Source organism: Pseudarthrobacter sp. CC4 (assembly GCF_048957775.1).
In the GTDB taxonomy this organism is placed as follows: Bacteria; Actinomycetota; Actinomycetes; order Actinomycetales; family Micrococcaceae; genus Arthrobacter.
Genome location: NZ_JARCCZ010000035.1, coordinates 1 through 25,947, shown reverse-complemented (window position 1 = coordinate 25,947; position 25,947 = coordinate 1). Strand labels below are relative to the sequence as shown.

17 protein-coding genes are annotated in these 25,947 nt (G+C 65.4%); 11 read left to right on the top strand and 6 right to left on the bottom strand.

All coding sequences use genetic code 11. The features are described from left to right. The first annotated feature begins 63 nt into the window (after positions 1-63). The 3 genes from PV768_RS19530 (at position 64) to PV768_RS19520 (ending at position 4,916) form a co-directional block, all read left to right on the top strand. Entirely contained in the window at positions 64-1,581 is a 1,518-nt protein-coding gene (locus PV768_RS19530; protein WP_323058208.1) for an aldehyde dehydrogenase family protein, read from the top strand. Beyond that, positions 1,582-3,225 carry a GMC family oxidoreductase gene (locus tag PV768_RS19525; RefSeq protein WP_421093963.1) on the top strand — a complete coding sequence of 548 codons (1,644 nt, stop codon included), beginning with the start codon at positions 1,582-1,584 and terminating at the stop codon, positions 3,223-3,225. It abuts the gene before it with no gap. Positions 3,226-3,314: 89 nt separating this feature from the next. Further along, positions 3,315-4,916, top strand: coding sequence for an APC family permease (locus PV768_RS19520; protein WP_157240437.1), 1,602 nt, complete (start codon positions 3,315-3,317; stop codon positions 4,914-4,916). A gap of 160 nt (positions 4,917-5,076) precedes the next feature. On the opposite strand, the gene PV768_RS19515 is transcribed toward PV768_RS19520, so the two are convergent. Further along, positions 5,077-6,300: an ROK family protein gene (locus tag PV768_RS19515; RefSeq protein ID WP_321214693.1), complete on the bottom strand. Its 1,224-nt coding sequence runs from the start codon at positions 6,298-6,300 to the stop codon at positions 5,077-5,079. 123 nt (positions 6,301-6,423) lie between these two features. Between PV768_RS19515 and PV768_RS19510 the strand changes: the two genes are divergently transcribed. Next, complete coding sequence (locus tag PV768_RS19510; protein WP_421093962.1) at positions 6,424-9,579, top strand: glucan 1,4-alpha-glucosidase; 3,156 nt, start codon at positions 6,424-6,426, stop codon at positions 9,577-9,579. A 72-nt stretch (positions 9,580-9,651) separates the two neighbouring features. Here PV768_RS19510 and PV768_RS19505 read toward each other — a convergent pair whose 3' ends face one another. Continuing rightward, a complete protein-coding gene (locus PV768_RS19505; RefSeq protein ID WP_421093961.1) occupies positions 9,652-10,872 on the bottom strand; it encodes an ROK family protein in 1,221 nt (406 codons plus the stop codon). Between the two features lie 80 nt (positions 10,873-10,952). Here PV768_RS19505 and PV768_RS19500 point away from each other — a divergent pair, with 80 nt between their 5' ends. From PV768_RS19500 to PV768_RS19470, 7 genes are all read left to right on the top strand, one after another. Next, positions 10,953-12,230: an ABC transporter substrate-binding protein gene (locus tag PV768_RS19500; protein WP_421093960.1), complete on the top strand. Its 1,278-nt coding sequence runs from the start codon at positions 10,953-10,955 to the stop codon at positions 12,228-12,230. Between the two features lie 39 nt (positions 12,231-12,269). Beyond that, positions 12,270-13,208: a carbohydrate ABC transporter permease gene (locus PV768_RS19495; RefSeq protein ID WP_421093959.1), complete on the top strand. Its 939-nt coding sequence runs from the start codon at positions 12,270-12,272 to the stop codon at positions 13,206-13,208. Then, positions 13,205-14,095, top strand: coding sequence for a carbohydrate ABC transporter permease (locus PV768_RS19490; protein ID WP_157240426.1), 891 nt, complete (start codon positions 13,205-13,207; stop codon positions 14,093-14,095). Before PV768_RS19495 ends, PV768_RS19490 begins: the two co-directional genes overlap by 4 nt. A 92-nt stretch (positions 14,096-14,187) precedes the next feature. Next, positions 14,188-15,864 (top strand): alpha-amylase family glycosyl hydrolase, encoded by a 1,677-nt coding sequence (locus PV768_RS19485; RefSeq protein WP_421093970.1) that lies wholly within the window; start codon positions 14,188-14,190, stop codon positions 15,862-15,864. Then, positions 15,864-16,661, top strand: coding sequence for a polyphosphate--glucose phosphotransferase (ppgK, locus tag PV768_RS19480; RefSeq protein ID WP_157240424.1), 798 nt, complete (start codon positions 15,864-15,866; stop codon positions 16,659-16,661). Before PV768_RS19485 ends, ppgK begins: the two co-directional genes overlap by 1 nt. A 152-nt stretch (positions 16,662-16,813) precedes the next feature. Continuing rightward, positions 16,814-18,514 (top strand): helicase HerA-like domain-containing protein, encoded by a 1,701-nt coding sequence (locus PV768_RS19475; protein WP_421093958.1) that lies wholly within the window; start codon positions 16,814-16,816, stop codon positions 18,512-18,514. A gap of 70 nt (positions 18,515-18,584) precedes the next feature. Continuing rightward, a complete protein-coding gene (locus PV768_RS19470; RefSeq protein WP_157240421.1) occupies positions 18,585-19,577 on the top strand; it encodes a hypothetical protein in 993 nt (330 codons plus the stop codon). Positions 19,578-19,723: 146 nt separating this feature from the next. Here PV768_RS19470 and PV768_RS19465 read toward each other — a convergent pair whose 3' ends face one another. The 4 genes from PV768_RS19465 to PV768_RS19450 form a co-directional block, all read right to left on the bottom strand. Further along, the gene (locus PV768_RS19465) at positions 19,724-20,542 is read right to left on the bottom strand and encodes an endonuclease domain-containing protein (RefSeq protein WP_421093957.1); all 819 of its coding nucleotides are present in this window, start codon (positions 20,540-20,542) and stop codon (positions 19,724-19,726) included. Between the two features lie 222 nt (positions 20,543-20,764). Next, positions 20,765-22,792, bottom strand: a complete 2,028-nt coding sequence (locus PV768_RS19460) for an NHL domain-containing thioredoxin family protein (RefSeq protein ID WP_421093956.1) — start codon at positions 22,790-22,792, stop codon at positions 20,765-20,767. Next, positions 22,792-24,960, bottom strand: coding sequence for a cytochrome c oxidase assembly protein (locus PV768_RS19455; protein ID WP_421093955.1), 2,169 nt, complete (start codon positions 24,958-24,960; stop codon positions 22,792-22,794). The genes PV768_RS19460 and PV768_RS19455 overlap by 1 nt, the downstream gene beginning before the upstream one ends. 115 nt (positions 24,961-25,075) lie before the next feature. Then, positions 25,076-25,363, bottom strand: a complete 288-nt coding sequence (locus tag PV768_RS19450) for an HU family DNA-binding protein (protein ID WP_009358243.1) — start codon at positions 25,361-25,363, stop codon at positions 25,076-25,078. Between the last annotated feature and the right edge of the window lie 584 nt (positions 25,364-25,947).

The window sequence follows — 25,947 nt, the reverse complement described above, 5'->3', positions numbered from 1 at the left end:
ATCTTGAACGTCTGTTCAAGTTAGGTATTGAACACTCGTTCAACCTCCGCTACTGTCCTCCGTATGACTTACGCCACACCGTCTAACGACGAGACAGCATCCACCCTCTTCATCAACGGCGCGTGGGAGCCGGCAGCCTCCGGCGCAGTACGCCAAATCCACAACCCCGCCGACGGTGAACTGGCCGCCACGGTCTCCGAGGCCGGCCGGGAAGACACCGAGCGCGCTATCGCAGCGGCCCGGGCTGCCTTCGACTCCGGAGTCTGGTCAAGTGTTCCGGCGCCCGGGCGCGGAACCTTCCTGCTCCGGGTCGCCGCGGAACTCCGTGAGCGGCGGGAGAAGTTCGCCCGCGCTGAGTCACTGGACACCGGGAAGCGGATTGCCGAAAGCCGCATCGACATGGACGATGTCGCCGCCTGCTTCGAATACTTCGGCCGGCTCGCCGGGCAGCAGTCCGGCCGCGTGGTGGACGCCGGGGACCCCGCCGTCGTGAGCAAAATCGTCTACGAGCCCGTGGGCGTCTGCGGCCTCATCACTCCGTGGAACTACCCGTTGCTCCAGGCCGCGTGGAAGATTGCGCCCGCACTGGCCGCCGGCTGCACCTTCGTCCTCAAGCCGTCCGAGCTGACGCCGTCCACCGCCATCCTTGCCATGCAGCTGCTGCAGGACCTCGGCCTGCCGGACGGCGTGGCCAACCTCGTCACCGGCCCCGGCGCGGAGGCGGGTGCACCGCTTTCGGAACATCCCGCCGTCGACCTTGTCTCCTTCACCGGCGGCCTGGAAACCGGCAAGCGGATTGCCGCAGCTGCTGCCGGCACCGTCAAGAAGGTGGCGCTGGAGCTGGGCGGCAAGAACCCCAACGTGGTGTTTGCTGACGCGGACTTCGATGCCGCCGTGGACAACGCCCTCAACGGCGCCTTCGTCCACTCCGGGCAGGTCTGCTCGGCCGGCGCCCGGCTGCTGGTGGAGGAATCCATCGCCGAACGCTTCGTGGACGAGCTGGTCCGGCGCGCACAGGACATCCGGCTGGGCGGCCCGTTCGACGAGACCGCAGAAACCGGGCCGCTGATCTCCGCAGCCCACCGGGACAAGGTCCACGCCTACGTCCAGCGCGGCATCAAGGAGGGTGCCCGGCTGCGGTGCGGCGGCGCGGCGCCGGCGGGGGAAAAGTACGACGGCGGCTTCTACTACCAGCCCACCGTCCTGGACCGCGTGACAAGGGGAATGTCCGTGGTCGTGGACGAGGCCTTCGGCCCGGTGGTGACCGTGGAGACTTTCCGCACGGAGGACGAAGCCGTGGCCACCGCGAACGACACCATCTACGGACTGGCCGGCGCCGTCTGGACCCAGGATGCCGGAAAGGCGCAGCGCGTGGCGTCCCGGCTGCGGCACGGCACCATCTGGATCAACGACTACCACCCCTACCTCCCCCAGGCCGAGTGGGGCGGCTTCGGCCAGTCCGGCGTCGGCCGCGAGCTGGGCCCCACCGGCCTGGCGGAATACCAGGAAGCCAAGCACATCTACCAGAACACCAGCCCCCAGGTCACCGGCTGGTTCGCTGGCCACGGCAAGGAGAACTAGATGCACTTCGACAACATCGAGGACCTCAGCGAGCGCTCATTCGACTACATCGTCATCGGCGGCGGATCCGCCGGAGCCGCCGTCGCCGCCCGGCTGAGCGAGGACCCGGACGTGACCGTGGCCCTCGTGGAGGCCGGGCCGGACGACCGCAACATCCCCGAGATCCTGCAGCTGGACCGCTGGATGGAGCTGCTGGAATCCGGCTACGACTGGGACTACCAGGTGGAACCGCAGGAAAACGGCAACTCCTTCATGCGCCACGCCCGCGCCAAGGTCATGGGCGGCTGCTCCAGCCACAACTCGTGCATCGCCTTCTGGGCTCCACGGGAGGACCTGGACGAGTGGGAGTCCAAGTACGGCGCCGCCGGCTGGAACGCCGACGCGGCCTGGCCGCTGTACCGGCGCCTGGAAACCAACGAGGACGCCGGCCCGGACGCCCCGCACCACGGGGACTCCGGCCCCGTGCACCTGATGAACGTGCCCCCGGTGGATCCTGCCGGCGTCGCGCTCCTCGATGCCTGCGAACAGGCCGGCATTCCCCGCGCCAAATTCAACACCGGGACCACCGTGGTCAACGGCGCCAACTTCTTCCAGATCAACCGCCGCGCGGACGGCACCCGGTCCTCCAGCTCGGTCTCCTACATCCACCCGATTATCGAGCGCGAAAACTTCACGCTCCTGACCGGCCTCCGCGCCCGCCAGCTGGTATTCGACGCGGACAAGCGCTGCACCGGCGTGGACGTGGTGGACTCGGCGTTCGGCCGGACCCACCGGCTCTCCGCGCACCGCGAGGTCATCCTGTCCACCGGCGCCATCGACTCCCCCAAGCTGCTGATGCTCTCCGGCATCGGCCCCGCAGCGCACCTCGCCCACCATGGGATCGAGGTCCTGGTGGACTCCCCCGGCGTGGGTGAGCACCTGCAGGACCACCCCGAAGGCGTCGTGCAGTTCGAGGCCAAACAGCCGATGGTGCAGACGTCCACGCAGTGGTGGGAGATCGGCATCTTCACCCCCACCGAGGACGGCCTGGACCGCCCGGACCTGATGATGCACTACGGTTCCGTCCCGTTCGACATGAACACCCTGCGGCACGGCTACCCCACCACGGAGAACGGCTTCAGCCTCACCCCGAACGTCACGCACGCCCGTTCCCGCGGCACCGTCCGGCTGCGCAGCCGCGACTTCCGCGACAAGCCGATGGTGGACCCCCGCTATTTCACGGACCCCGCCGGCCACGACATGCGCGTCATGGTGGCCGGCATCCGCAAGGCCCGCGAAATCGCCGGGCAGCCCGCCATGGCGGAATGGACCGGGCGTGAGCTTTCGCCCGGCATCGAGGCACAAACCGACGAGGAACTGCGGGAGTACATCCGCAAGACCCACAACACCGTCTACCACCCGGTGGGCACCGTCCGGATGGGCCCTTCCGACGACGACATGTCACCGCTGGATCCCGAGCTGCGTGTCAAGGGCGTCACCGGCCTGCGCGTCGCCGATGCCTCGGTCATGCCGGAACACGTCACCGTCAACCCCAACATCACCGTCATGATGATCGGCGAGCGCTGCGCGGACCTCATCCGCGCCGGCCGGTCCGGCGACACCATGACCATGGAAGAAATGGAGCTCACCGCGTCCCTCGCCTAAGCGGCAAGGTCCCGGCGGCGGGCATCAACCTTCCATGCGCCACAGCCGGCCGGTCATCATCATCGTGCTTTTCTGATTTAGGAGTCCACATGGCGGAACCCAGCAAGAGTATTGATTCAAGCGGCATGGACGAGTTTGGCTACACGCAGACCCTGGACCGGAGCATCGGCAAGTTTGCCAGCTTCGCGGCAGGCGTCAGCTACATCTCCATCCTCACCGGTGTATTTCAACTGTTCTACTTTGGCTTTTCCATGGCCGGCCCGGCGTACGCCTGGTCCTGGCCCCTCGTCTTCGCGGGCCAGCTGATGGTGGCATTGTGCTTTGCCGAACTGGCGGGCCGCTACCCGGTGGCCGGATCGGTGTATAACTGGGCCAAGCGGCTCGCCTCCGGGACCTGGTCCTGGCTGGCGGGCTGGCTGCTGCTCATCTCGTCCATCGTGGCGCTCGGCGCCGTGGCCCTTGCCCTGCAGCTCACCCTGCCCCAGCTCTGGTCCGGCTTCCAGTTCGTCGGTGATGGCACCGGCCCGTACGATTTCGCCATGAACGGTGTGGTGCTGGCCAGCATCATGATCGGTATTTCCACAATGATCAACGCCTTCGGCGTGAAGCTGATGACCAGGATCAACAGCATCGGCGTCTTCGTGGAACTGATCGCCGCCGTACTCCTGATCCTCGCACTGGGCTGGCACGTGATGCGTGGGCCTGAGGTCTTCTTCGACACCGCAGGCTTCGGGGAGAGCCACGACCTTGGCTTCTTCGGCGTGTTCCTGATCGGCGCCATGGCCTCCGGCTACGTTATGTACGGTTTCGACACAGCCAGCTCCCTCGGAGAGGAAACCAAGGACCCCAAACGCACGGCACCCAAGGCCATCCTGCGTGCCGTCACGGCATCCTTCGTGCTGGGCGGGCTGATCCTGCTCTTTGGCATCCTCGCGGCTCCGGACCTGGCCGACCCCAAGCTCGGGGCGGCCGACGGCGGGCTGCAGTACCTGGTGCTCTCCGTCCTCGGGGGCCCCTTCGGCAAGGCATTCCTCGCCTGCATCGTGGTGGCCGTGGTGGTTTGTACCCTCGCCGTCCACGCCGCCGCGATCCGCATGATGTTCGCCATGGCGCGGGACAACAACCTGCCGTTCAGCCGGCAGCTCGGCAAGGTGTGCCCGGTCCGCCGGACCCCCACCGTCGCTGCCATCGTGATCGGCGTTATGGCCGTCATCCCGCTGCTGGTCAATGTGATGCAGCCGGCAATCTTCACCATCATGTCCAGCATCAGCATCGTCCTGATCTACCTGTCCTACCTGCTGGTCACCGTTCCCTTGCTGCGCAACCGGCTCCTGAAGAAGTGGCCGCTTGCCGAGGACGGCTCCGAGCCCGGCTTCAGCCTGGGCACGTGGGGACTGCCCGTGAACATCCTCGCGGTCCTGTGGGGCGGCGCCATGACGGTGAACCTGGTGTGGCCGCGCCAGGAGATCTACAACTCCGTGCCGCCGTTCGAGTGGTACCTGCAGTGGGGCGGGGTGCTTTTCGTGGCGGCGGTCGCCGGCGGCGGGGCCCTGCTGTACCGGCTGAAGATCCGCCATCAGACCGGGGTGCTGGCGGAGCACGCCGCGGCAGTCGCGGCGCACCCGTCGTCAGGTCCGGTAGTTCCGGCGGCTCCGGAAGAACTGGACGTGGTGGACGCCAAAGTGCATTAGGGCAAGTGTCCTAAACCGTCAGCTGACGGTCTTCAAGGAAGGGGCGACGACGGCACTCACCTCAGTGCCGCCGTCGCCCCTTCCTTTAGCGTTCCGCCAAGGCCTCCATTGATAGGCGAACCACCGTCACACGGATCGCTACCCCTGCCAGGATTCTGTCCTAGTCCAGTAACAATGCAAAGGCGTGGTCAAGCGCGACCCGGACTGCCCCGCGGAGGGCCGCATGGTCAGTGAGTGTCGAGGCGGCGAGGCGTGGGTGAGCGGAATTAAGCTCTTTCAGCTTTTCGTCGAGCGACGGGATGAGGACATCCCCCGCCCCTGCCGGGCCGCCGGAGAGTACGATCAGCTGGGGATCCAGGAGGGTAGCTACAACAGCAATGGCACGGGCTGTGCGCTCCGTGACTATATCGATCACTTCGGATGCTGCGGGGTCGCCCTTCCGGGCCGCCTCGATCACCATCTCGGCGTTCACCGCGGCCGGAACTCCGCCGCAGAGACGCAGCAGCTCGCTGCTGTTCGGGGATCCCGGCCGCTCGCCGTCCAGTATGTCTGCGGCAGCAATAGCCCCCAGTTCCCGGCACATGCCGCCAATGGCGTCTGTATTCCCTACGCCTTCCACCAGTTCGAGGAACCGCATTTCACCGGCTGACCCTCCGCCGCGAATGAGCCGGCCGCCAATGTAGATCCCGGCACCCAACCGCTCGCCGGAGAGGAGCACCACGACGTCATCGACGTCCTGGGCTACGCCGATCCAGCGCTCGGCGATGACAGCGAGGTTGGCGTCATTGTCGACGATCAGTGGCCAGTTGAAGTCCGGTCGGAGGGCTAGGCGGAGGTCCAGGGAGGAAAGCCCCGGCAGGTATGACTCCAGCGCAACCGCATGTCCGTTTGGCCTGACGGGGGCAGGCACTGCCATCCCGGCCGCCATCACCTTGGACGGATCCACGCCGGACCGGGCCAGGACTTCCCGTGTGGCCTTCCGTGCGACCAGTAGGCGTTCAGGCGCCCCGAGGTGCTCGTCGCGCCACTTTTCTGACCATTCGGCGACGATGGTGCCAGCGAGGTCGGACAAGCACAGCTGCAGTTTTGTGGCTCCGAGGTCTATCCCCAGCACGTAGCCGGCCCTGGCATTCAGCCCGAACCGTCGTGATGGGCGTCCGCTTCGCGTGGGCAATCCCGGGCGGGTCCCGTCTTCGGTCAGCCATCCCAGCTTGAGCAGTTCGTCGCAGACGGCCAGGACGGTAGGCCGTGAAAGGCCGGTCGCTTCCATGAGGCCGCTGGCATCCAGTTTGGCGCCGGAAACGAGGGCTCCCATCACGGCCGAGGCGGAGATCTTGCGGAGCACGGGGAGCGTGGCCTCCGTTTTTCTTGTGCTGTTTTTCAACGCCATCCCTTGACCGGCTTATCTACTGCTCACCATACTAGGGGTGCGTTTATTAACGGCTTTTATATATTCGTCCCGAGAGCACTGATGGGGATACCAGGTGCTCAAAAACCGAGGAGAGCAATGAAGCATCACCTTAGAACGGGCTGCGCCGCCGTCGCCCTTGCAGTTGCGGCGTCGACTGTCGCCTTTTCCCCTGCCAGCGCAGAAGCAGAACCCGCGCCGGGGGCGCCGGGGGCTTCCGCGACGTGGACAAAAGGCGACAAGGAGGGCGTTGGCTCGTCCGTCAGCACAGCTTCGAAGGTCTGGTACACCCTGACAGAGGGGACCCTCAGCGAGGTGTACTACCCGCGCGCAGACACCCCCAATACCCGCGAGCTCCAGTTTGCCGTCAGCGACGGATCCCGCACCCAGCGTGAGAATGAGGACACGACCCGGCGGGTGGAGCTCGCTGACCCGCAGGCGCTGAGCTACCGGCAGATCACTGAAGACAGTGCCAGTCGCTGGCGGTTGACGAAAACCTATGTGACAGACCCGCAGCGCTCTGCTGTGATGCTCGGGGTTACCTTCGAGGTGCTCGACGGCGGGAATTACCAGCTCCATGCCCTGTTCGATCCTTCCCTGGCCGGCACTTCCGGCGGGGACTCCGGCAGGACTGTCGGTAATGCCCTGGTGGCAGAAGACCTTTCCATTCCGGACACCCCGGTTGCCTCCGCAGTGGTTTCAAGCTCAGGATTCAGCGCCACCAGCACCGGATATGTCGGCACCAGCGACGGCGGAACGGACCTTGGTGCAGATGGCAGACTCGACGGCGCCTACACCGGCGCCGGGCCCGGGAATATCGCCCAGACGGGAACGATCGCGCTGACGGGAGCAAAGACGGAATTCTCCCTTGCCCTGGGCTTTGGCGCGAATGCGCAGGAGGCCCTCGAGACCGCAAACGCGAGCGTGAAGCAAGGCTTCCCCAGAGTGTCGAAGGAGTACACCAAAGAATGGAAGCAGTACCTGCAATCCCTGGACAAGCCGGCCAAGGCCCTGGACGGTGATCTTCTGACGCAGTACAACGTCTCACTGATGACGGTCAAAGCCCATGAAGACAAGACCTTCCCGGGGGCCTTCATCGCATCGCTGACCACGCCGTGGGGGCAGGTAGCGAACGCCGAGCAACACCGTGAGGGATACCACGCGGTGTGGGCACGTGACATGTACCAATCGGTGACTGCCCTGCTCGCTGCCGGGGACGAGGAAGCTGCCCGCCGCGGCGTTGAGTGGCTGTTCAAGTATCAGCAGTTGCCGGACGGACATTTCCCGCAGACGTCGAAGGTTGACGGAACCGTGGGCCAGAACGGGATCCAGTTGGATGAAACAGCGTTTCCCATCCTGCTGGCGAGCCAAATTGGACGCACAGATGCTGACTTCTACGCCAAAGAACTCAAGCCCGCAGCGGACTATCTTGTTGCCGCCGGCCCCAAGACCCCGCAGGAACGCTGGGAGGAAACAGGCGGATATTCAACGTCGACCCTGGCGTCGCAGATCGCCGCCCTGGCGGCTGCCGGAGACATAGCAGAAGGGAATGGTGACGCCGGTTCCGCTGCGATTTATCGGGCCACTGCGGACGAGTGGCAGCGCAACACGGAAAAGTGGATGTTCACGACCAACGGACCGGTAGGTGACGGCAACTACTACTTGCGCATCAGCGGAAGCGGCGACCCCAACGATGGCGCTGTCCGCGACTGGGGCAACGGTGCAGGCATCCATCCGGAGAACGCCGTGCTGGACGCCGGCTTCCTGGAGTTTGTCCGGCTTGGCGTGAAGCCGCCCGCCGATGCGCACGTCGCGGATTCCCTTGCCGAGACAGACGCCTCCATTTCACAGGACACCCCAGGCGGCCGCATGTGGCATCGCTACACGTACGACGGCTACGGGGAAAAGGCCGACGGTTCGCCATGGGACGGGACCGGAATCGGACGACTCTGGCCGCTGCTGACCGGTGAGCGGGGCGAATACGCGCTGGCTAACGGTCAGGATGCGCTCCCGTACCTGGCAACCATGCACTCCGCAGCCAACGACGGATTCATGATTCCCGAGCAGGTTTGGGACCAGGATGAACCGACAACTTACCGCCACGAACTGGGTCGCAGCACCGGCTCCGCCTCGCCGCTCTCGTGGGCAATGGCACAGTACGTGCGGCTTGCTGCGGGCATGGAAAACGGATCACCGGTTGAGACACCGCAGAACGTTGCTCGGCGGTACGGTTCAGGCGCTGTCGCCGAACCCGCACTTACGGTCGAATCACCTGCCCAGCTCAGCACTTCCGACTCCCCCAGCACCACTGTCGCTGGCATCACGGCTGCAGCCAAGGTATACGTTTCGGTCAACGGTAATGTTGCCGAGGCCCCGCTTACCCCGACGGGCGACGGCACATCCAAGTTCTCATTGGACGTATCCCTTACCGGCACCAAGAACACAGTGACCGTAGCCGCCGTGGGAGCCGACGGCGGCACTGCCGTCGAGGACCGGACCGTCCTGCATTACGGCACCCGCATCGGCGGACTGCAGGACCCGTCTGGAGATGACAACGGTCCTGGAAGCTACACCTACCCGAGCAACCCGGCCTACGTCCCCGGCGCCTTCGACCTCACTGGCGTCGACGTCTATGATGCCGACGATAACTACGCGTTTGTCACCACCATTGCAGGCGAGGTCACCAACCCTTGGGGCGGTCAGGGCATCTCACACCAGCGGATCAACGTCTACCTCAGCAACGGCGATACGACCCCCACCCCGGCCCTGCCGGGCACAAACATGAACGTCGAAGATGCCTGGGATTCCGTCGTTGTCACCGACGGTCGCTTCGACGGGGCGGGCGTTTATGCTCCTGACGGAACCCGCACGTCAGCCGTGACACTGCTGACGGTGCCGGAAGCCCGCCAGATCGTCACCATGGTGCCCAAGGCTGGCTTGGGCAACCTGAATCCTGCCTCCGCAAAATTCGCCGTTGCCATGTTTGGAAACGCCGAACCAGGTGAGGGCATCGGCAACGTACGTCCCGTCTACGACGGCGGATACTGGGCGGCCGGAGATCCGTCCTGGATCAAGGAGTGGCGCTTCGGCGGCGGCGCCGGCGTATTCGACGGCAGCACACCTTCACGGGATACCGACACCAGCGATCCAAATGCCCTGGATGTGGTTGTCCGCGAGGGCCAAAGCCAGGCCGCGGTTCTTGACTGGCAAGCAGCATCACCCGTTGTGGTTCCCATGGTCGGGCTGAAACCATAAGTCCTAATCTCAAGGCGGGGCCGGAAAACTCCGGCCCCGCCTTCCTCATTCGGCCTACCGGTTTCACTGCAGTTAGCCCCGCAGCTCTTCAGGAACGGGCGGCCGCGGGAGGAACGCGCCAGGTTCGTGTTTGATCCGTGTCAAAGCGGACTCGATGGCGCCTTTGACCACCACCTCCGCTCCCAATGTGCTCGCAACGAGTTCCGGCAGCGGCAGGTCCGAATCCGTGCGCAGCAGGGTGCGTGCGTGTTCGAGGACAGGTTCGATGGCCCGTGAAATCCCTCCTGCGATGATGACGCGTTCAACGTCCAGAAGGCTGGAGAGCACAACCGCAATCCGCGCCAGTCGGTCGCCGAGCCGGGCGATGATGTCCGCCGCGAACGGATCTCCCTCGCGGGCTGCCTGGAAGACGTCCTCCGCGGTGATTTCCCCCTCGGGGATGTGCCGCAGCATGGTTTTGCCCTCGTATGAGTGAACGCGCGAGCGTGCCCATTTCCGCGCAAGTGCGCCAAACCCGTCCGTGCCCCCTTCGTCGGGCACGAACTTGCCGGCGGTAAGAGTGTCGAGGAATCGCATCTCGCCTGCGCCGCCCCGAGGTCCTCGCAGCAAGTGCCCATCGACGATCAGGCCGGCGCCGAATCGCTCGCCTGTCAGCAACGTTGCTTGATTAGCTGACGGGTCGTGGGCGCGTTCGGCAATAGCGGCGAGGTTGGCGTCATTCTCGACGATGACCATGCCCGGCAGATGGGAGGCGAAGCCGGAATTCATCAGATGCCAGAAGTCGCCTTCGGGGGACATGCCATAAGCGTCGATCGGCGCGGGAACGCCGACGACGGTAAGCAAGACGTCGTCGAGGGTGCGTCCGATGTCGTGGAGGGTCAGACGGATCATCTCCCGTGCACTCGCACCGCGGCCGGCACGCCCCAGCGCATGCGAGTCAATACTTTGTCGACGCGTGTTCAGCTCGCGGCCGCGCAGGTCGGCGACGATCGCCGTGAAGTAGGACTCCCCCGCGTCCAGCCCAACAACAACACCGGCAGCCTCACGCACTTGGTAGCGGCGGGCCGGCCGGCCTTTGTGAGTACGGCCATCGCACTGCCCGTCCTCCACTTCCTCAAGCCAGCCAATGTCGACCAGACCGTCGCAGACGCCGAGTACCGTCGCGCGTGTCAGCCCGGTCGCGGCCATGGCCTCTCCGGCTGTGAACACCTGTTCCTCGAGGGCGAAGCGAAGCAGTGCATCGGAGTTGATTTGCCGCAACAGCTGCGTTGAGCTCGCCGACGTCGTATTCATCCCTTGACGATATCGCCCGCATCCCCCATCCTCATATAGGACCTAAATATAAGATCCAAATAAATTCGACTTAGGAGCCGATGTTGCCACCTTTGACGTCCGCCGGGACGCGAGTCTCCCGTCGCACCTTCCTTGCCGCTTCCGGGGGCGCGCTGGCCGCTTTCGCCCTGGCCGGTTGTGCACCGGGAGGCACACGCCCCACCGTCACGTTCCACCAGTCCAAACCTGAAGCTGTCCCATACTTCCGCGATCTGGCGGCAAAGTTTTCCGCGTCGCAGGACCAGGTCCGCGTCCTGCATGACATGGCGACGAATCTTTCTGCCAGCTTTGTGCGCAGCAGTCCGCCGGATCTCGGTTGCCTCAACTACAACCTTGAGATGGCCAGGTTCATGGAGCGCGGGGCGCTCTCGGACCTTTCGGATCTTCCGGCAGCAGCTTCCATCCGGGACGACGTCCTCGACCTTACGAACTGGTATCCCACCTACCCGGGCCGTACGAGCGTCATCCCCTACTCGGTCATGGCTGCCTCAGTCATCTACAACCGCCGCATCTTCGAACAGAACGGGCTGTCCGTCCCGACAACCTGGGATGAACTGATCGAGGTCTGCGAGGTGCTCAAGGCAGCCGGCATCACACCGATCTACGGCACTTTCCGCGACCCCTGGACGATTGCCCAGGGCCTGTTCGACTACACGGTCGGCGGCATGGTCGACGTGCGCGACTTCTACAAGGCAATGCACCGGATCGGCGAGAAGGTCGGACCGGATTCCGAGGTGTCGTTCCAGAAAACGCTGCTTGAGCCAGTGAAGCGCATGGTCCAGCTGACGTCGTACGTCAACCCCGATGCGTCCAGCCGCGGCTACGGGGACGGCAACACTGCCATGGCGCAGGGGCAGGCAGCGATGTACTTCCAGGGGCCGTGGGCCTTCGGAGAAATTGAAAAGGCCGGCACAGATGTGGATCTCGGCACCTTTCCGCTGCCGATGACCGGCGACCCCGCCGACCTGAAGGTCCGCGTTAACATCGACCTTTCGCTCTGGGTTCCCGAAGTCGCCAACGCCCAGGAGGGTGCCCGCGACTTCCTTCAATACCTCATGGAGCCGGAGATCCAGAACTCCTACAACGCCGAATTCCTGGGCTTTGGCACCACCAAGGACGCGCCAGCGGTGACCGACCCCCGGATCGTTGAGATGCAGAAGTACTACGACGACGGCCGCTTCTACATGGGAGCCTCACAGTTCATTCCGAACTCCATTCCCGCCGCGAACTATCTTCAGTCGATCATCGGCGGCGCCGACGTCGAGAGCACGCTGCGCCGGCTTGACGCCGACTGGGCGCGCCTGGCTTTCCGCGCGTGACCACCACTTCCGTTCTAATGCACGAAACGAGGACCATTCATGTCATCGACGACTAAGCCTTCCACTAGAGCGGTGGTGACGGCCCCGGCAGCGCCCAGGGCGACGGTTGCGCGAAAGCGCCGCCTCGATCCGATCTACTACTTCTTCCTGTTCCCGGCGCTGGCGATTTTCACCCTCGCCGTCACGCTGCCGGCTGTACTCGGATTCGTCTACAGCTTCACGAACTCCGTCGGCTTCGGCGACTTCGACTTCATCGGCATCCGGAACTTCATAGCGGTTTTCCAGGATGAAGGGGTCCTCAGCGCCTACGGCTTCACGCTCGCCTTTGCGCTCGTGACCGTCATCGCCGTCAACGCCGTGGCCTTCCTCCTGGCGCTGGGACTCACGTCCCGTGTCCGCTTCCGCGCTGCACTGCGCACGGTATTCGTTATCCCCATGGTGATCTCGGGCATCGTCATCGCGTTCGTCTTCCAGTACCTCTTCTCGAACTCGCTGCCGCTTGTGGGCCAAAGCATGGGAATCGAACCGCTGGCGACGAGCATCCTCGCCAACCCCGATCTGGCGTGGCTGGCGATCGTCTTCGTCGCGGCGTGGCAGTCCATTCCGAGTGCGATGCTGATTTACATCGCAGGGCTTCTCACGGTTCCTGCCGAGGTCTACGAGGCAAGCTCCATCGACGGAGCTTCGCCCTGGCACAACCTGCGGCACATCACCCTGCCGCTGGTCGCCGGATATGCGGTCATCAATATGGTCCTTGGCTTCAAGAACTACCTCAACGCCTACGACATCATCGTTGGCCTTACCGACGGCGGCCCCGGAGTCGCCACACGCAGCGTCGCGATGTCGATCTTCCGTGGCTTCGAAGGCGGCGACTACGCGTACCAGATGGCCAATGCCGTGATCTTCTTCCTCATCAGCATCGTCATCGCACTCATCCAGCTTCGCTTCACTCGTGGCAAAGGAGGGGTCGCAGCATGAGCAGCGCACCCAGCACCATCACAGCAGGACCCACGGCCGCCGGGAAGAAACATCCGATCCGCGCCGGCAAAAAACGCAGCAACTGGCCTGCGACCATCATCCTTATCGTCTGCACGCTCAGCGTGCTCGTCCCGCTGTACGTCACGATCAGCATGGCGTTCAAAACCACCGGCCAGGCGGTGGACGGCAACGCCTTCTCGCTGCCGAGCCCCCTGACCTTCGACAGTTTCGTCCAGGCATGGACGCTCACGAACTTCCCGCGCGGCTTCGGAATCTCGGTGTTCGTGTCCGTGACCGCCGTCGCGGGGGAAATCATCGTGTCGGCGCTGGCAGCCTACGCGATCGTCCGCAACTGGGACCGCCGGCTCTTCCGCTGGTCCTTCTTCTACCTGCTCGCGGCGATGTTCATCCCGTTCCCCGTGGTGGCGCTGCCGCAGATCCAGCTCACGGGCCTTGTCGGACTGGACAATCCACTCGGCGTCGCGATCCTGCACATCGTGTTTGCCCTGGCGTTCAACACGATGCTTTTTACGGCCTTCCTGCGCTCCATCCCGCTGGAGCTGGAGGAAAGCATGCGCATTGACGGCGCCGGCACGTGGCAGGTGTTCTGGAAGCTCATCTTCCCCCTGCTCGGGCCGATGAGCGCAACGGTGGGCATCTTCGCCTTCATCGCGTCATGGAACGACTTCATGATGCCGTCACTCATCATTTCCGACCCGGAACTGCAGACGATCCCGGTGCTGCAGAAGATCTTCCAGACGCAGTTCAGCAACAGCTACAACGTCGCCTTCGCCTCGTACCTGATGGCGATGGCGCCGGCGATCGTCGTCTACCTCTTTACCCAGCGCTGGGTAATGTCCGGCCTGACCCAGGGCGCAGTCAAGTGACGCCAGCCGCCAAACCGACCACAGACACAAAAGTAAAGGACAAAGTCTTGCCCTCCATCGCCACCAAGGCAACCAGCACCGGGCCCAAGCAGATGACCGACCCCGACTGGTGGCGCCAGGCCTCGGTCTACCAGATATACCCCCGCAGCTTCGCCGACTCCAACGGCGACGGTATCGGTGACATCAACGGCATCACCGCCAAGGTCCCTTACCTGAAGGCTCTGGGAATCGATGCGGTCTGGCTGAGCCCGTTCTACCCTTCAGCCCTCGCCGACGGCGGCTATGACGTGGACGACTACCGTAACGTTGACCCGCGGCTCGGCACTCTCGAGGACTTCAACGACATGGCCTCCGCCCTGCACGCCGCCGGCATCAAGCTGATCGTGGACATCGTGCCCAACCACTCCTCGAACCGCCACGAGTGGTTCCAGGAAGCCCTCGCCTCCCCGAAGGGATCCCCCGCCCGCGACCGCTACATCTTCCGTGACGGACTCGGCGACAACGGTGAACTTCCGCCGTCAGACTGGGACTCCGTGTTCGGCGGTCCCGCCTGGGAACGCATCACAGAACCCGACGGAACTCCGGGCCAGTGGTACATGCACATCTTCGCCAAGGAACAGCCGGACTTCAACTGGGACAACCGCGAGGTTCGCGAAGACTTCCTGAAGACCTTGCGCTTCTGGTCCGACCGGGGCGTGGACGGTTTCCGGATTGACGTCGCCCATGCCCTGACCAAGAACCTCGAAGAGTCCCTGCCCACCAAGGCAGACCTCGAAACCCAGGGCGAGGCGCTGTACCTTGCCGGTGCGCATCCGTACTGGGACCGCGACGAAGTCCACGAGATCTACGCCGAGTGGCGCAAGCTCTTCAACGAGTACAACCCGCCGCGCACCGCCGTCGCCGAAGCCTGGGTGCACTCGGACCGCCGGGCCCGCTACGCCAGCCCGGAGGGCCTTGGCCAGGCCTTCAATTTCGACCTGCTGCAGGCAGACTTTGACGGCGCCCAGTACCGGAAGATCATCACCAAGAACCTCGCCGAGGCCCAGGCTTCCGGCGCTTCCTCCACGTGGGTTTTCTCCAACCACGACGTCGTACGGCACGCCACACGCTACGGGCTGCCAGTCTCCGGACCTTCGGCCGAGGGCGGGATCATGGCCGGCGAGGCCGGCAAGCAGTGGCTGCTGGCCGGCGGCAAGCAGGAAGACGTCGACGTGGAACTCGGCCTGCGCCGCGCCCGTGCCGCATCGTTGCTGATGTTCGCCCTTCCAGGCTCCGCGTACCTCTACCAGGGCGAGGAACTGGGCCTGCAGGAAGTCGGCAGCGAAATCCCCGACGCAGAACGCCAGGACCCGGCCTTCTTCCGCAACAAAGGCGTGGAAATCGGCCGCGACGGCTGCCGCGTGCCGCTGCCCTGGACAGGCTCGGGCACCTCGTTCGGTTTCGGGACGGGCGGCGCCCACCTGCCGCAACCGGACTGGTTCGCAGGCTACTCAGTGGAAGCCCAGGAGGCCCGGGAAGAGTCAACCCTGTCCCTCTACCGCAGGGCGCTTGCCCTGCGGTCACGGCTGCAGACCACTGAAGCGCTGGAATGGCTGGAAACCGGCCGGCCTGACGTCCTGGCCTTCCGGCGCCCCAACGGCTGGACCTCCGTAACGAACTTCGGCACGGAAGCCTTCGAACTGCCCGCCGGCAAGGTACTGGTCTCCAGTTCGCCCCTCCCGGCAGGTTCCCTGCCCGGAGCGGCCACGGCCTGGCTCCAGGAAGCGTGATGACAGGACCCTCGGCCAATACCACGGACGTGCCGTCCGGACTGGATTTCGGGATCGGCATCGATGTCGGCGGGACGTGGATCAAGGGCGCAATCATCAACATGGGCAGCGGCACCCCGGTCGGCGGCGTCCGTCGCCTCCGGACACCTGCCTGCGGCACGGTTGATGAAGTCGCAAACACCCTGGACCAGCTCATCGATGAGCTCGAATCCGAAAGCCCCGGCCATAGCGCCCCTGCTGTCGGCGTCGCCATCCCCTCGATAGTCCAGCACGGAGTGGCCAGGTCGGCAGCAAACATGGACGCCGGCTGGATCGGACTGGATGTTCAAGCCTACTTGCGGGAACGGCTTGGCCGGCCCGTTTGCGTGGTGAATGACGCCGACGCCGCTGGTATGGCAGAGGCCCATTACGGCGTCGGGAAGGACAAACGCGGCGTTGTCCTGGTCCTCACGTTGGGAACGGGCATCGGATCAGCACTCATCGTTGATGGAAAGCTGATACCCAATTTCGAGCTGGGGCATCTGGAAATCGACGGGCACAAGGCAGAATCCCGGGCATCGGCCGTCGCCCGCGAAAATGCAGGCCTGGACTGGATTGAGTACGCGGACCGGCTCCAGCTGTACCTGTCACATGTGGAGTTCCTCTTCTCGCCCGACCTGATCATCATCGGTGGGGGAATTTCGGAATGCAGCAACGAATACCTGCCTCGCCTGTCACTGCGCACCCCGGTCATCCCGGCCAGCCTGGAAAACTCTGCGGGCGTCGTGGGTGCTGCCCTGCAGGCAGCTGCAGCCTGAGGGCACCCGACGAAACCGTCCCCAAAAAGGGCCGACGGCGGCACTCACCACGCCGCCGTCGGCCCTTCCAACGAAGCTGCCACCCGCCCAAGCGGTCCTTAGTCACGACGCGCGGACCGGTGCGGGGTTGCGGCCGCCGCTAAGCTAACGCCATGGCCAACAAAACCACAGCAGAGAAGCTTGCCACCCTCCAGAAGGGCTACACGCTGGAAGGCGCCACCATAGAGCTGGGAGCCGCGATCGTGGACGGCGAGCTCCACAAGGACGCGCCGGTGCGGCTGCCGCTTTCCATGATGAACCGGCACGGCCTCGTGGCAGGTGCCACCGGCACGGGCAAGACCGTCACACTGCACATGATGGCCGAACAGCTCTCCACCGCCGGCGTGCCGGTCTTCCTGGCGGACATCAAAGGCGACCTCTCCGGGCTGGCCACCGCCGCCGTCGGCAGTGAAAAACTCACCGCACGCACGGAGGGCATCGGGCAGCCATGGCAGGGCAAGACGTTCCCGGTGGAGTTCCTGGCCCTGGGCGGCGATGGCAACGGCGTCCCCGTGCGGGCCACGGTGTCCTCCTTCGGGCCCATCCTGCTCTCGCGGATCATGGAACTGAACGACACGCAGGAATCGAGCCTGCAGCTGGTCTTCTATTTTGCGGACAAGAACGGCCTGGAACTCATTGACCTGAAGGACCTCCGTGCCGTCATCCAGTTCCTCACCTCGGACGAGGGCAAAGACCAGCTCGAGGAACTCGGCGGCCTGTCCAAGGCGACCGCCGGGGTGATCCTGCGCGAGCTTGTGAGCCTCGAGGCGCAGGGACTGGAGAGGTTTTTCGGGGAACCCGAATTCGATACCGCGGAGCTGCTGCGGACCGCCCCGGACGGCCGCGGGGTCATCACGTGCCTGGAGCTGCCCACGCTGCAGACCAAGCCCATGCTGTTCTCCACCTTCCTGATGTGGCTGCTGGCCGACCTGTTCGAGGACCTCCCCGAGGCCGGCGACCTGGACAAACCCAAGCTGGTGTTCTTCCTCGATGAAGCCCACCTCCTCTTCAACGACGCCTCCAAGGCTTTCCTGGAGGCCATCACCACCACGGTCCGGCTCATCCGCTCCAAGGGCGTGGGAATCTTCTTCGTCACCCAGACCCCCAAGGACGTCCCGGCCGAGGTCCTGGGCCAGCTCGCCAACCGGGTGCAGCATGCCCTCCGCGCGTTCACCCCGGAGGACGCCAAGGCATTGAAGGCCACGGTCTCCACCTTTCCGCTCAGCGACTACGACCTGGAGGAAACCCTGACGTCCGCCGGCATCGGCGAGGCCGTCATCACCGTCATGAATGAGAAGGGTGCCCCCACCCCCGTGGCGCTGACCCGCCTGCGGGCGCCCGAGTCCGTGATGGGTCCGAGCGACGAGGCTTTGGTCCGCAGCACCGTGGCGGCGTCAGCCCTGCTGGCCAGGTACGGAACGGCGGTGGACAATCCGTCGGCCTTCGAAAAGCTTTCCGGGAAGGCTGCCGCTCCCACGGGGCCGACCGCCGATGGCCGGGTGGCCGTCCCCGGCAGGGCTGCCGGCGGAACTACCGACATCGACGCCGAGGCACGCCGGATCGAGGAGGAGATCCTCGGCCGCCCCAGCAGCCGGCCGGCAGCTTCCGGGGATGGAACGCGCCGCTCCCGGACGGAAGAACCGCGGGAACCACGGCCCGAGACGCGTGATTCGATGATGGGGGATCTGGGTGGCGTGCTGGGCGGAGCCCTGGGCGGCGGGCTGAAGAGCATGGCGAGGTCCATCGGCACGCAGCTTGGGCGGGAGCTGCTGCGCGGGGTGTTCGGCACGTCGTCCCGGCGGCGCCGCCGCTGACCAGGTACCGCATCCGCCATGCCCGACTGCCGCCGTCGGCCGCTTGGCAGGTAACGTAATGACAGTGCAGATGAGTCAAGCGTTGGTGAGGATCGCGGCCGGATGGCTGCTGGGACTCATGCTTGCCGTCGCCGGAGCCGTCGTTGCGGTGAACCTGGTCAACAATACGGTGGCTGGCCCGCAGCAGCCGGTCCGGGAGTATCTGGAGGCACTGCAAAGCGGCGACGGCGGCAAGGCACTTGGGCTGCTTAGGGCAACCGTGCCGCCCAGCAACGCCGCCATGCTGGACGGAACCGCCCTGCAGACTGCAACGTCCCGGTTCACGAACGTGGATATCGGTGACGCGGTGGAGCTCCCGGACAACCAGGTCATGGTGCCCATGCAATACACCATTGACGGCAGCCGGCTCCGCACCGAGTTCCTGCTGGAGAAAACCGGAACCGAGTGGCTCTTCTTCAACACGTGGGCCTTTGTTCCGTCGAGGCTTCCCACTCTTGACATCACGGTGGTCAACGCCAGCGAGGCCACCGTCAACGGCGTGCCGGTGAACATGCCGAACGGCCGGAACTCCTTTGCGGTGTTCTATCCAGGCGAGTACGAGGCCACCGTGAACGGCCAGTACTTTTCGGCATCACCCACCAGGGCCACCGTGACGGCGCGGGACGCCCCGGTAGCGCCGCTCAACCTCCTCACCCAGGCCACGGACACCCTGAAGAAGGACGTCTCGGCGAAGGTCAAGGAATTCCTGGACAGCTGCGCAGCCGAAGCAGCCAAGGAGCAGAAGCTCCAGCCCGACTGCCCGTTCTACTACGCCAGCAACAACAGGGTGCAGGACGGCACCATCAAGTGGACCGTGACGGAGTACCCCAACGTGTCCATCGAGCCCTTCGACGGGCGCTGGGTGGTGGCTCCGCTCGACGGCAAGGCCAAGGTTGAGGCCCTCCAGCAGAACCTGTTCACCGGCGCCTGGTACCCCCTCAGCGAAGAGGTGGACTTCAGCTTCACCACCCGGCTGGACGTCTCAGGAGACACGGTCAAGGTCACGCCGGTGCTGAGCTTCTAGCCCCTGCTCCCCTAACCAACCAGAGTGGCCTGTTTGCGTCACGCAGGGCACGATTTTGGGCTTAGCTTCCCTCCGCTTCCGCGGAATCCCGCGGGCCCCGTCCCGGCAGGATTCCAGAACCGTGTTCCCCATGACGCTGCGCCTTTCTAGCGCCGTCGGCCCAGGACCGCCAGAACCTGGGCAACCATGGCGGCGGGGTTGTACACCACGTCCGAGTAGTAGTACCGCAGCACTGTATATCCCTGGAGCACGGACTCGTTGTTCCGCCGGTGGTCCTTCTTGACCTGGTTCCACTCGGCGTGGTGCCTCCCGTCCAGTTCCACCGCCAGCCATCCATCCAGCAGCAGGTCGACGTACCCCACCCGTTCCAGGTAGGCCTGAGGCTGAACCGTGATGCCCGCCTGGCGGAAGTAGGTCCGCGCCAGCGTCTCGAGGAGTGAGTCCGCGCCCCGGTCCACCCACTGCAGGACCGCCCGCGCTTTGCCGTTGCGCTTGCCGGGGAGGCGCTGCCGGAGGAATTCGACCGTCATGTCGCCCCTGGACACGGCGCTCTCCACCATGACCAGTGATTCAGCGAACGGAAGGCATCGCAAGGCGTGAATGAGGACATCAGCGAGGGCTGCAACCGGCCGGTTGGAGCACGGCGGCAGCAGCAATCCCGCGTGGTGGATCGCGTCGCCCCGGACGGCGGCTTCCCTCCGATGGTAAACGTGGCGGGGTCCCGCCGACGGCAGGGACCAGAGGCTGTGGTGGCCGGCGGCGCTGGAACAGGTCAGCAGCTCCCGGTTCTGCAGCAGGGCAACGAGTCCGGCAGGCGCCGTCGGAAGCGCATAAAGTCCTCGTTCCGGCTGCAGGACCCCGCCGCGGACGGCGCGGCGAAGGGCGGCATCGTCCACGCCGAGCCGGGCAAGCGCGGGCCGGCGGGCAGCTCCGCCGCAACGATCCAAGGCTTTTGACACGTCCATGGGGCCATGGTGGCCGCTTTGAGAAGTGTTCGGCAGCGGCACCCGCCGTTATGTGGACAGCCAAGCCGGCAGCGCCGTCACAGCAAGCACCCTTTTACGACCCTCGCGGCCACACACCCCTGCAAAATCAAGGTTGACGTAAGGCCCCAATGCCAAAAGGCTGCCGTCCGTGACGTGTCAGTCCCGGACGGCAGCCTTAAGCTAAATTACGACGGCGGCGCGTCAGTCCATCCCGCGGAGGTCCAGGACCAGCTCACGGTCGCCGTCGCGCTGCAGCACCACGGGGATGCCCCAGTCCTGCTGGTAGAGGTGGCAGGCGGCGTGGTCCGGGATTTCGCCGTCCTCGGTCTCGGGGCCGTCACAGGCAGCAGCCCGGGCCGTGATGTGCAGGACGCCCTCGGCCACCTCAGGTGAAAGCTCCAGCGTCCGCAGCAGCCCCACGGACGTTCCGCCGCCGGACACCAGGAGCTCCGGCGGGGTGGAGGAGATTTTCAGCTGCGTGGGATCGCCCCAGCGGTCATCGAGCTTCTGCCCGGTGGGGGCGGTGAAGCGGACGGCCAGTTCAACGGGTCCTGGCGCCACAGGGCTCTTGGGCCGGTGGGTCTGGACCGCTCCCTCATCCACCTGCTGGGCTTCCTTGGGGATGGGAACGAACACCATCTGGTGCTTGTTGGCCTCAACCACCACCAGCAGGGGCTCGGACCCGGCCGAATGCGTGTGGTCCACAATCACGTCTGACGGCTCCAGGAGGCCGCGCGCGAGCGTAGACACCGTGCCCGAGGCGGGGTCGTAGCGGCGGACGGCACCGTTGTAGGTGTCCGCGATCGCCACTGATCCGTCCGGCAGGACTGTCACACCCAGGGGGTGCTGCAGCCGGGCTTCTGCGGCGGGGCCGTCCCGGAAGCCGAAGTCGAACAGTCCCTTGCCGATGGCGGACTCCACCGTGACGCTGCCGTCGTCGTCAATCACCAGCTTGCGGAGGGCGGACGTCTCGGAGTCTGCCACCCAGATGTTCCCGTCCGCGTCCTCGGCCAGGCCGGACGGCTGCGCGAACCAGGCCTCGTGCGGGGCGCCGTCCAGCAGGCCCTCCAGCCCGTTGCCGGCCACAATGGCAACAGATCCGGTGATGGGATCGAAGCTGAAGATTTGGTGCGTCCCGGCCATGGCGATCACCACGGCGTTGAGCTTGCGCGACCAGACAACATCCCACGGCGAACTCAGGGCAACATCCAGCGGGTGCCCGCCGAGCGCGCCGGTGAATCCCGCCGCGTCCTCATCCACGCGCGCGGGTCCCGCCTCCAGCAGCCGCTGGACGCCGCTGCCGGCCAGGGTTGAGGCCTTGCCGTCCGCGAGGGACAGCCCGCGGAGCCGGTGGTTGACGGAGTCGGCAATGACGACGTCGTAACCCGCCTTGGCTGCCACGTCTTCCGGCAGCAGGACCAGGCCCTGGGGTTCGTTGAACCGGGCCGCGGCTGTGTCACCGGCGGCCGGGCCGTCGGAGTAGCCCCGGCTGCCGGAGCCAAAGGTGCCCAGGACAGTGTGGAAGTCGGTGGCAAGCTCCACCAGCCGGTGGTGGCCGGTATCGGTGACCAGCCACGAGCCCTTACTTGCTGCGGCACCGGCGGCCGCGGCACCCGCCGCGGTACCGCCGTCGGACGTTCCCTCCGAGGCGGTGGAACCGCGGCCCGGCGGGAGGAAGAGCGCCTTGCCGGGAAAGCGCAGGGTGCCGGACGTGGGCTCGGGCGCCACGTACGGGCCGGAACCGCGGTGCAGCGTCCCCTTGGCCTCATGTTGTGCGATCAGCTCGGGAATCAGCACGGCCAGGCCGTCCGCGTGGCCTTCGCCGGAGAGGTGCGCCACGATGTAGCCCTCGGGATCGATGACCACCAGGGTGGGCCAGGCCCGGGCGGTATAGGCCTTCCAGGTCTCCAGCTCCGGGTCGTCCAGGACCGGGTGGTGGATCTCGTAGCGCTCCACGGCGGCAGCCAGCGCTACGGGATCGGCCTCGTGCTCGAACTTGGGCGAGTGGACGCCCACCGTCACCAGGACATCGGAGTACTGTTCCTCCAGCGGCCGCAGCTCGTCCAGGACGTGGAGGCAGTTGATGCAGCAGAAGGTCCAGAAGTCCAGCAGCACGATCTTGCCGCGGAGGGCTTCAAGGTCCAGTGATTTGCCGCCGGTGTTCAACCAGTTACGGCCCACCAGTTCGGAAGCCCGGACCCGGGCATGCGTGCGTACGGTTTCGCTCATCAGCGTCCTTCCAGCTTGTTTCGTTCAGCCAGCTTGGCATCGCGTTCAGCCAACTTGGCAAACATATCGTTGTAAGCGGTGAGATCGGCGTCGTTATTCCTGTCTGCCGCCCGGTCCACGCGTTTGGTCTCCCGCGCGTCCGACCGGGACCACATGATGGCGACGCCGATCGCCACCAGGAGCGTGGGCACCTCGCCGATGCCCCAGGCCATGGCGCCGCCGGTCTGCTGGTCTGCGAGTGCCGACTGGCCCCAGGCCCTGCCCAGGTTCCCGAAGTAGTCCGCGGCCAGCAGGTTGGTCCCGCCCATGATGGCCACGCCGAAGAACGCGTGGAAGCCCATGGTGGCCAGGAGCAGGACGAGCCGCATGGGGTACGGCGCCCGGAGCGGAAGCGGGTCGGTGCCGATCATGCTCAGGATGAAGATGTAGCCGGTCAGCAGGAAGTGCACGGTCATCAGCTCGTGGCCCACATGCTCGCGCATGGCGAAGCCGAACAGGTCCGAGTAGTAGAACAGCACAATCGAGCCGGCGAAGTTCGCGGCGGCGAAGAGCGGGTGCGTGACCAGCTGCGAGAACTTCGAGTGGACGAACACCAGCAGCCACTCACGCGCCCCGCGGGAACCGTCTGCACGGGCAGGCAGGGCCCGCAGTGCGAGGGTCACAGGCGCCCCCAGCACCAGGAAGATCGGCGCCACCATGGTCAGCGCCATGTGGTCCACCATATGGGCGGAGAACAGCACGCGGCCATAGACCGACGGCGGACCAGAGGTGATGTAGGTGAGCACCAGCAGGCCAATGACCCAGTTCACGGTGCGGAACCACTGCCACTTGTCGCCGCGCCGGTAGATCTTGGCCACGCCAAGGAAGTAGGACACAAGCCCGAACAGCGCCGCGGCGATCCAGAGCCAGTCCAGGCGCCACTCTGTCAGCCAGCGTTCGGGGGTCAGCTCCGGGGGAAGCTCGTACCCGGTGAGGATGAAGGCGGGCGTGGCATCGGGCGCGAAGGCTGTGGGCTCCGGCGGGGCGGACCGCCCCAGTGCGACGGCGACACCCGACGTTGCTCCCATCACCAGGAATTCCGCCAGGACCAGCTGCCAGAGGACCCGCCGCGAGGACATGGTGGAGCCCTTGCGGCTCAGCTGCGGGATCACCCACTGCCGGTGCATGAACCCGATTCCGCCCAGGACCAGGGTGGCCATCGCCTTGGCCAGGATGAGCTGGCCATAGGGGGAACCGAAGAGGTCACCCCAGTTGGTGACCCGGATGCTGGCGTTGATGATGCCGGACGCGAGCACGAGCACGAAGGCAAAACCGGCCAGCGACGAGAACCGGCGGAGCGTCGGCTCGGTGATGTCGGTGGCGGTTGCGGCTTTGGGGCCGGTCAGGATTCCGGACAGCAGGGCCAGCATGATGATGCCGCCCACCCAGGTGCTGACCCCTACCAGGTGCAGGCCCAGGGAGTTGATGGCGCCTTCGTGGTCCGAGGAGCTTGAAGAATGGCCGATCAGTGCTGTGGGTACCAGGCCGGCCAGGGCGAGGATCAGGGTCAGCGCCAGGCCGCCGAGGGACCGCACTCCGAACAGGGCCGTTGTCACGACGGCGGCGATGATGGTGACGGCCAGCCAGGCCCGCCCCGTCTCGATATCCGTCATGAAGTAGACCAGGGCCTGGGTGAACTCGGCATCGCCGGAGAGTCCCTGTCCGGCAACATCAGAGTAGGTGAGGACCAGGACCGCGATGGCCGACAATGTCCACGTCGCACCTGCTGCGGCCGCTACGGCCAGGGCGCGGCTGAAGGCAGGGTGTTCGGGTGCCTCACTGCTCTCTTTGCTCCGGCTGCGGGGCCCCGCATTCCTGGGCAGGATGCCGACGGCGAAGACGAGGCCGCCGATGACGGTGGCCAGCGACACGTTGTGGATTGCCTTGCTGACGGGGAGCCCCCAACGGACAAGCGCTCCAGGATCAGAGACTGCCCTGGCGCCGGCAGCCCCGGAGAAGATGAGCGCAGCTGCCAGGCCCAGGAAGAGGGCGGCCAGCCCGGCCACTTGCCATGTCCGGGAGATCCCCAAGGCACCGCTGTCCCCCGCCGGCGCACCGTTGCCCCGAACTCCCTTGCCGGGAACGGACGGGGGCTGGGTGGAACGTGGTTTTGCGGCAGAAGACACCATTCCATTGTCCGCTACGCCTGCCCGGGCCGCGAATCGGCTTAAAAGACAAAAGGAGCGGCAACCTGGTGGTTGCCGCTCCTTTTCCGCGCCGGCCGCGTGCCGGGGAGGAAGAAGCCTACTTCTTGTTGGAAACTGCAGCCTTCAGCTTGGAGCCGGCGGTCAGCTTGACGCTGTGGCCTGCCGCGATCTGGATGGTCTCACCCGTCTGCGGGTTGCGGCCGGTGCGTGCTGCGCGGTCGGTACGCTCCACGGCGAGCCAGCCCGGAATGGTGATCTTCTCGCCCGCTGCGACAGAAGTCTCGAAAACCTCGAACAGTGCGTCGAGGACGGAGTTGACGGCTGCCTGGCTGGTGCCGGCCTTGCCAGCTACCTCTGCAACAAGTTCACTACGGTTCTTAGCCATTTATGTCCTCCTGGACGGTCATGATTCTGGAGCCTATACGCGGCATGCGTACAAGCCACTGTTCGAAAACTTACCAGCTTGGGCCTCCGCGTTCCGCAAATTCCGCGTGTTTCCGCGACTTTTTGAGGTTAATCACCGGATTTTCCGGGTTTTTCACCCCGGATTCAGCCGCCAGCGGACGCTCTCTCAGTTGATGCGGGCTTTTCGGCGATGCTCTCTCGGTTGATGTGGGGTTTCCTGGGATGCTCTCGCAGTTTGGCGCTGGTGGTCGACGGCGGGCCGGCCGGGCAGTGCGGCAGGGCCCCGGGGGGTGCGTTAAGTGAGAGAGGGTCCCCCGGGAGGGGGCGTTAAGTGAGAGAGGGTCCCGTCGGGGGGTGCGTTAATTGAGAGAGGGCCCGCACGGGAGGGTGCGTTAAGTGAGAGAGGGCCCCCACGGGAGGGTGCGTTAAGTGAGAGAGGGCCCCCACGGGAGGGTGCGTTAAGTGAGAGAGGGTCCCCCGGGAGGGCGCGTTAAATGCGGGAGGCCCCAACCTGGTGGTTGGGGCCTCGACCTAATGGTTGTCCGGCGGTGACCTACTCTCCCA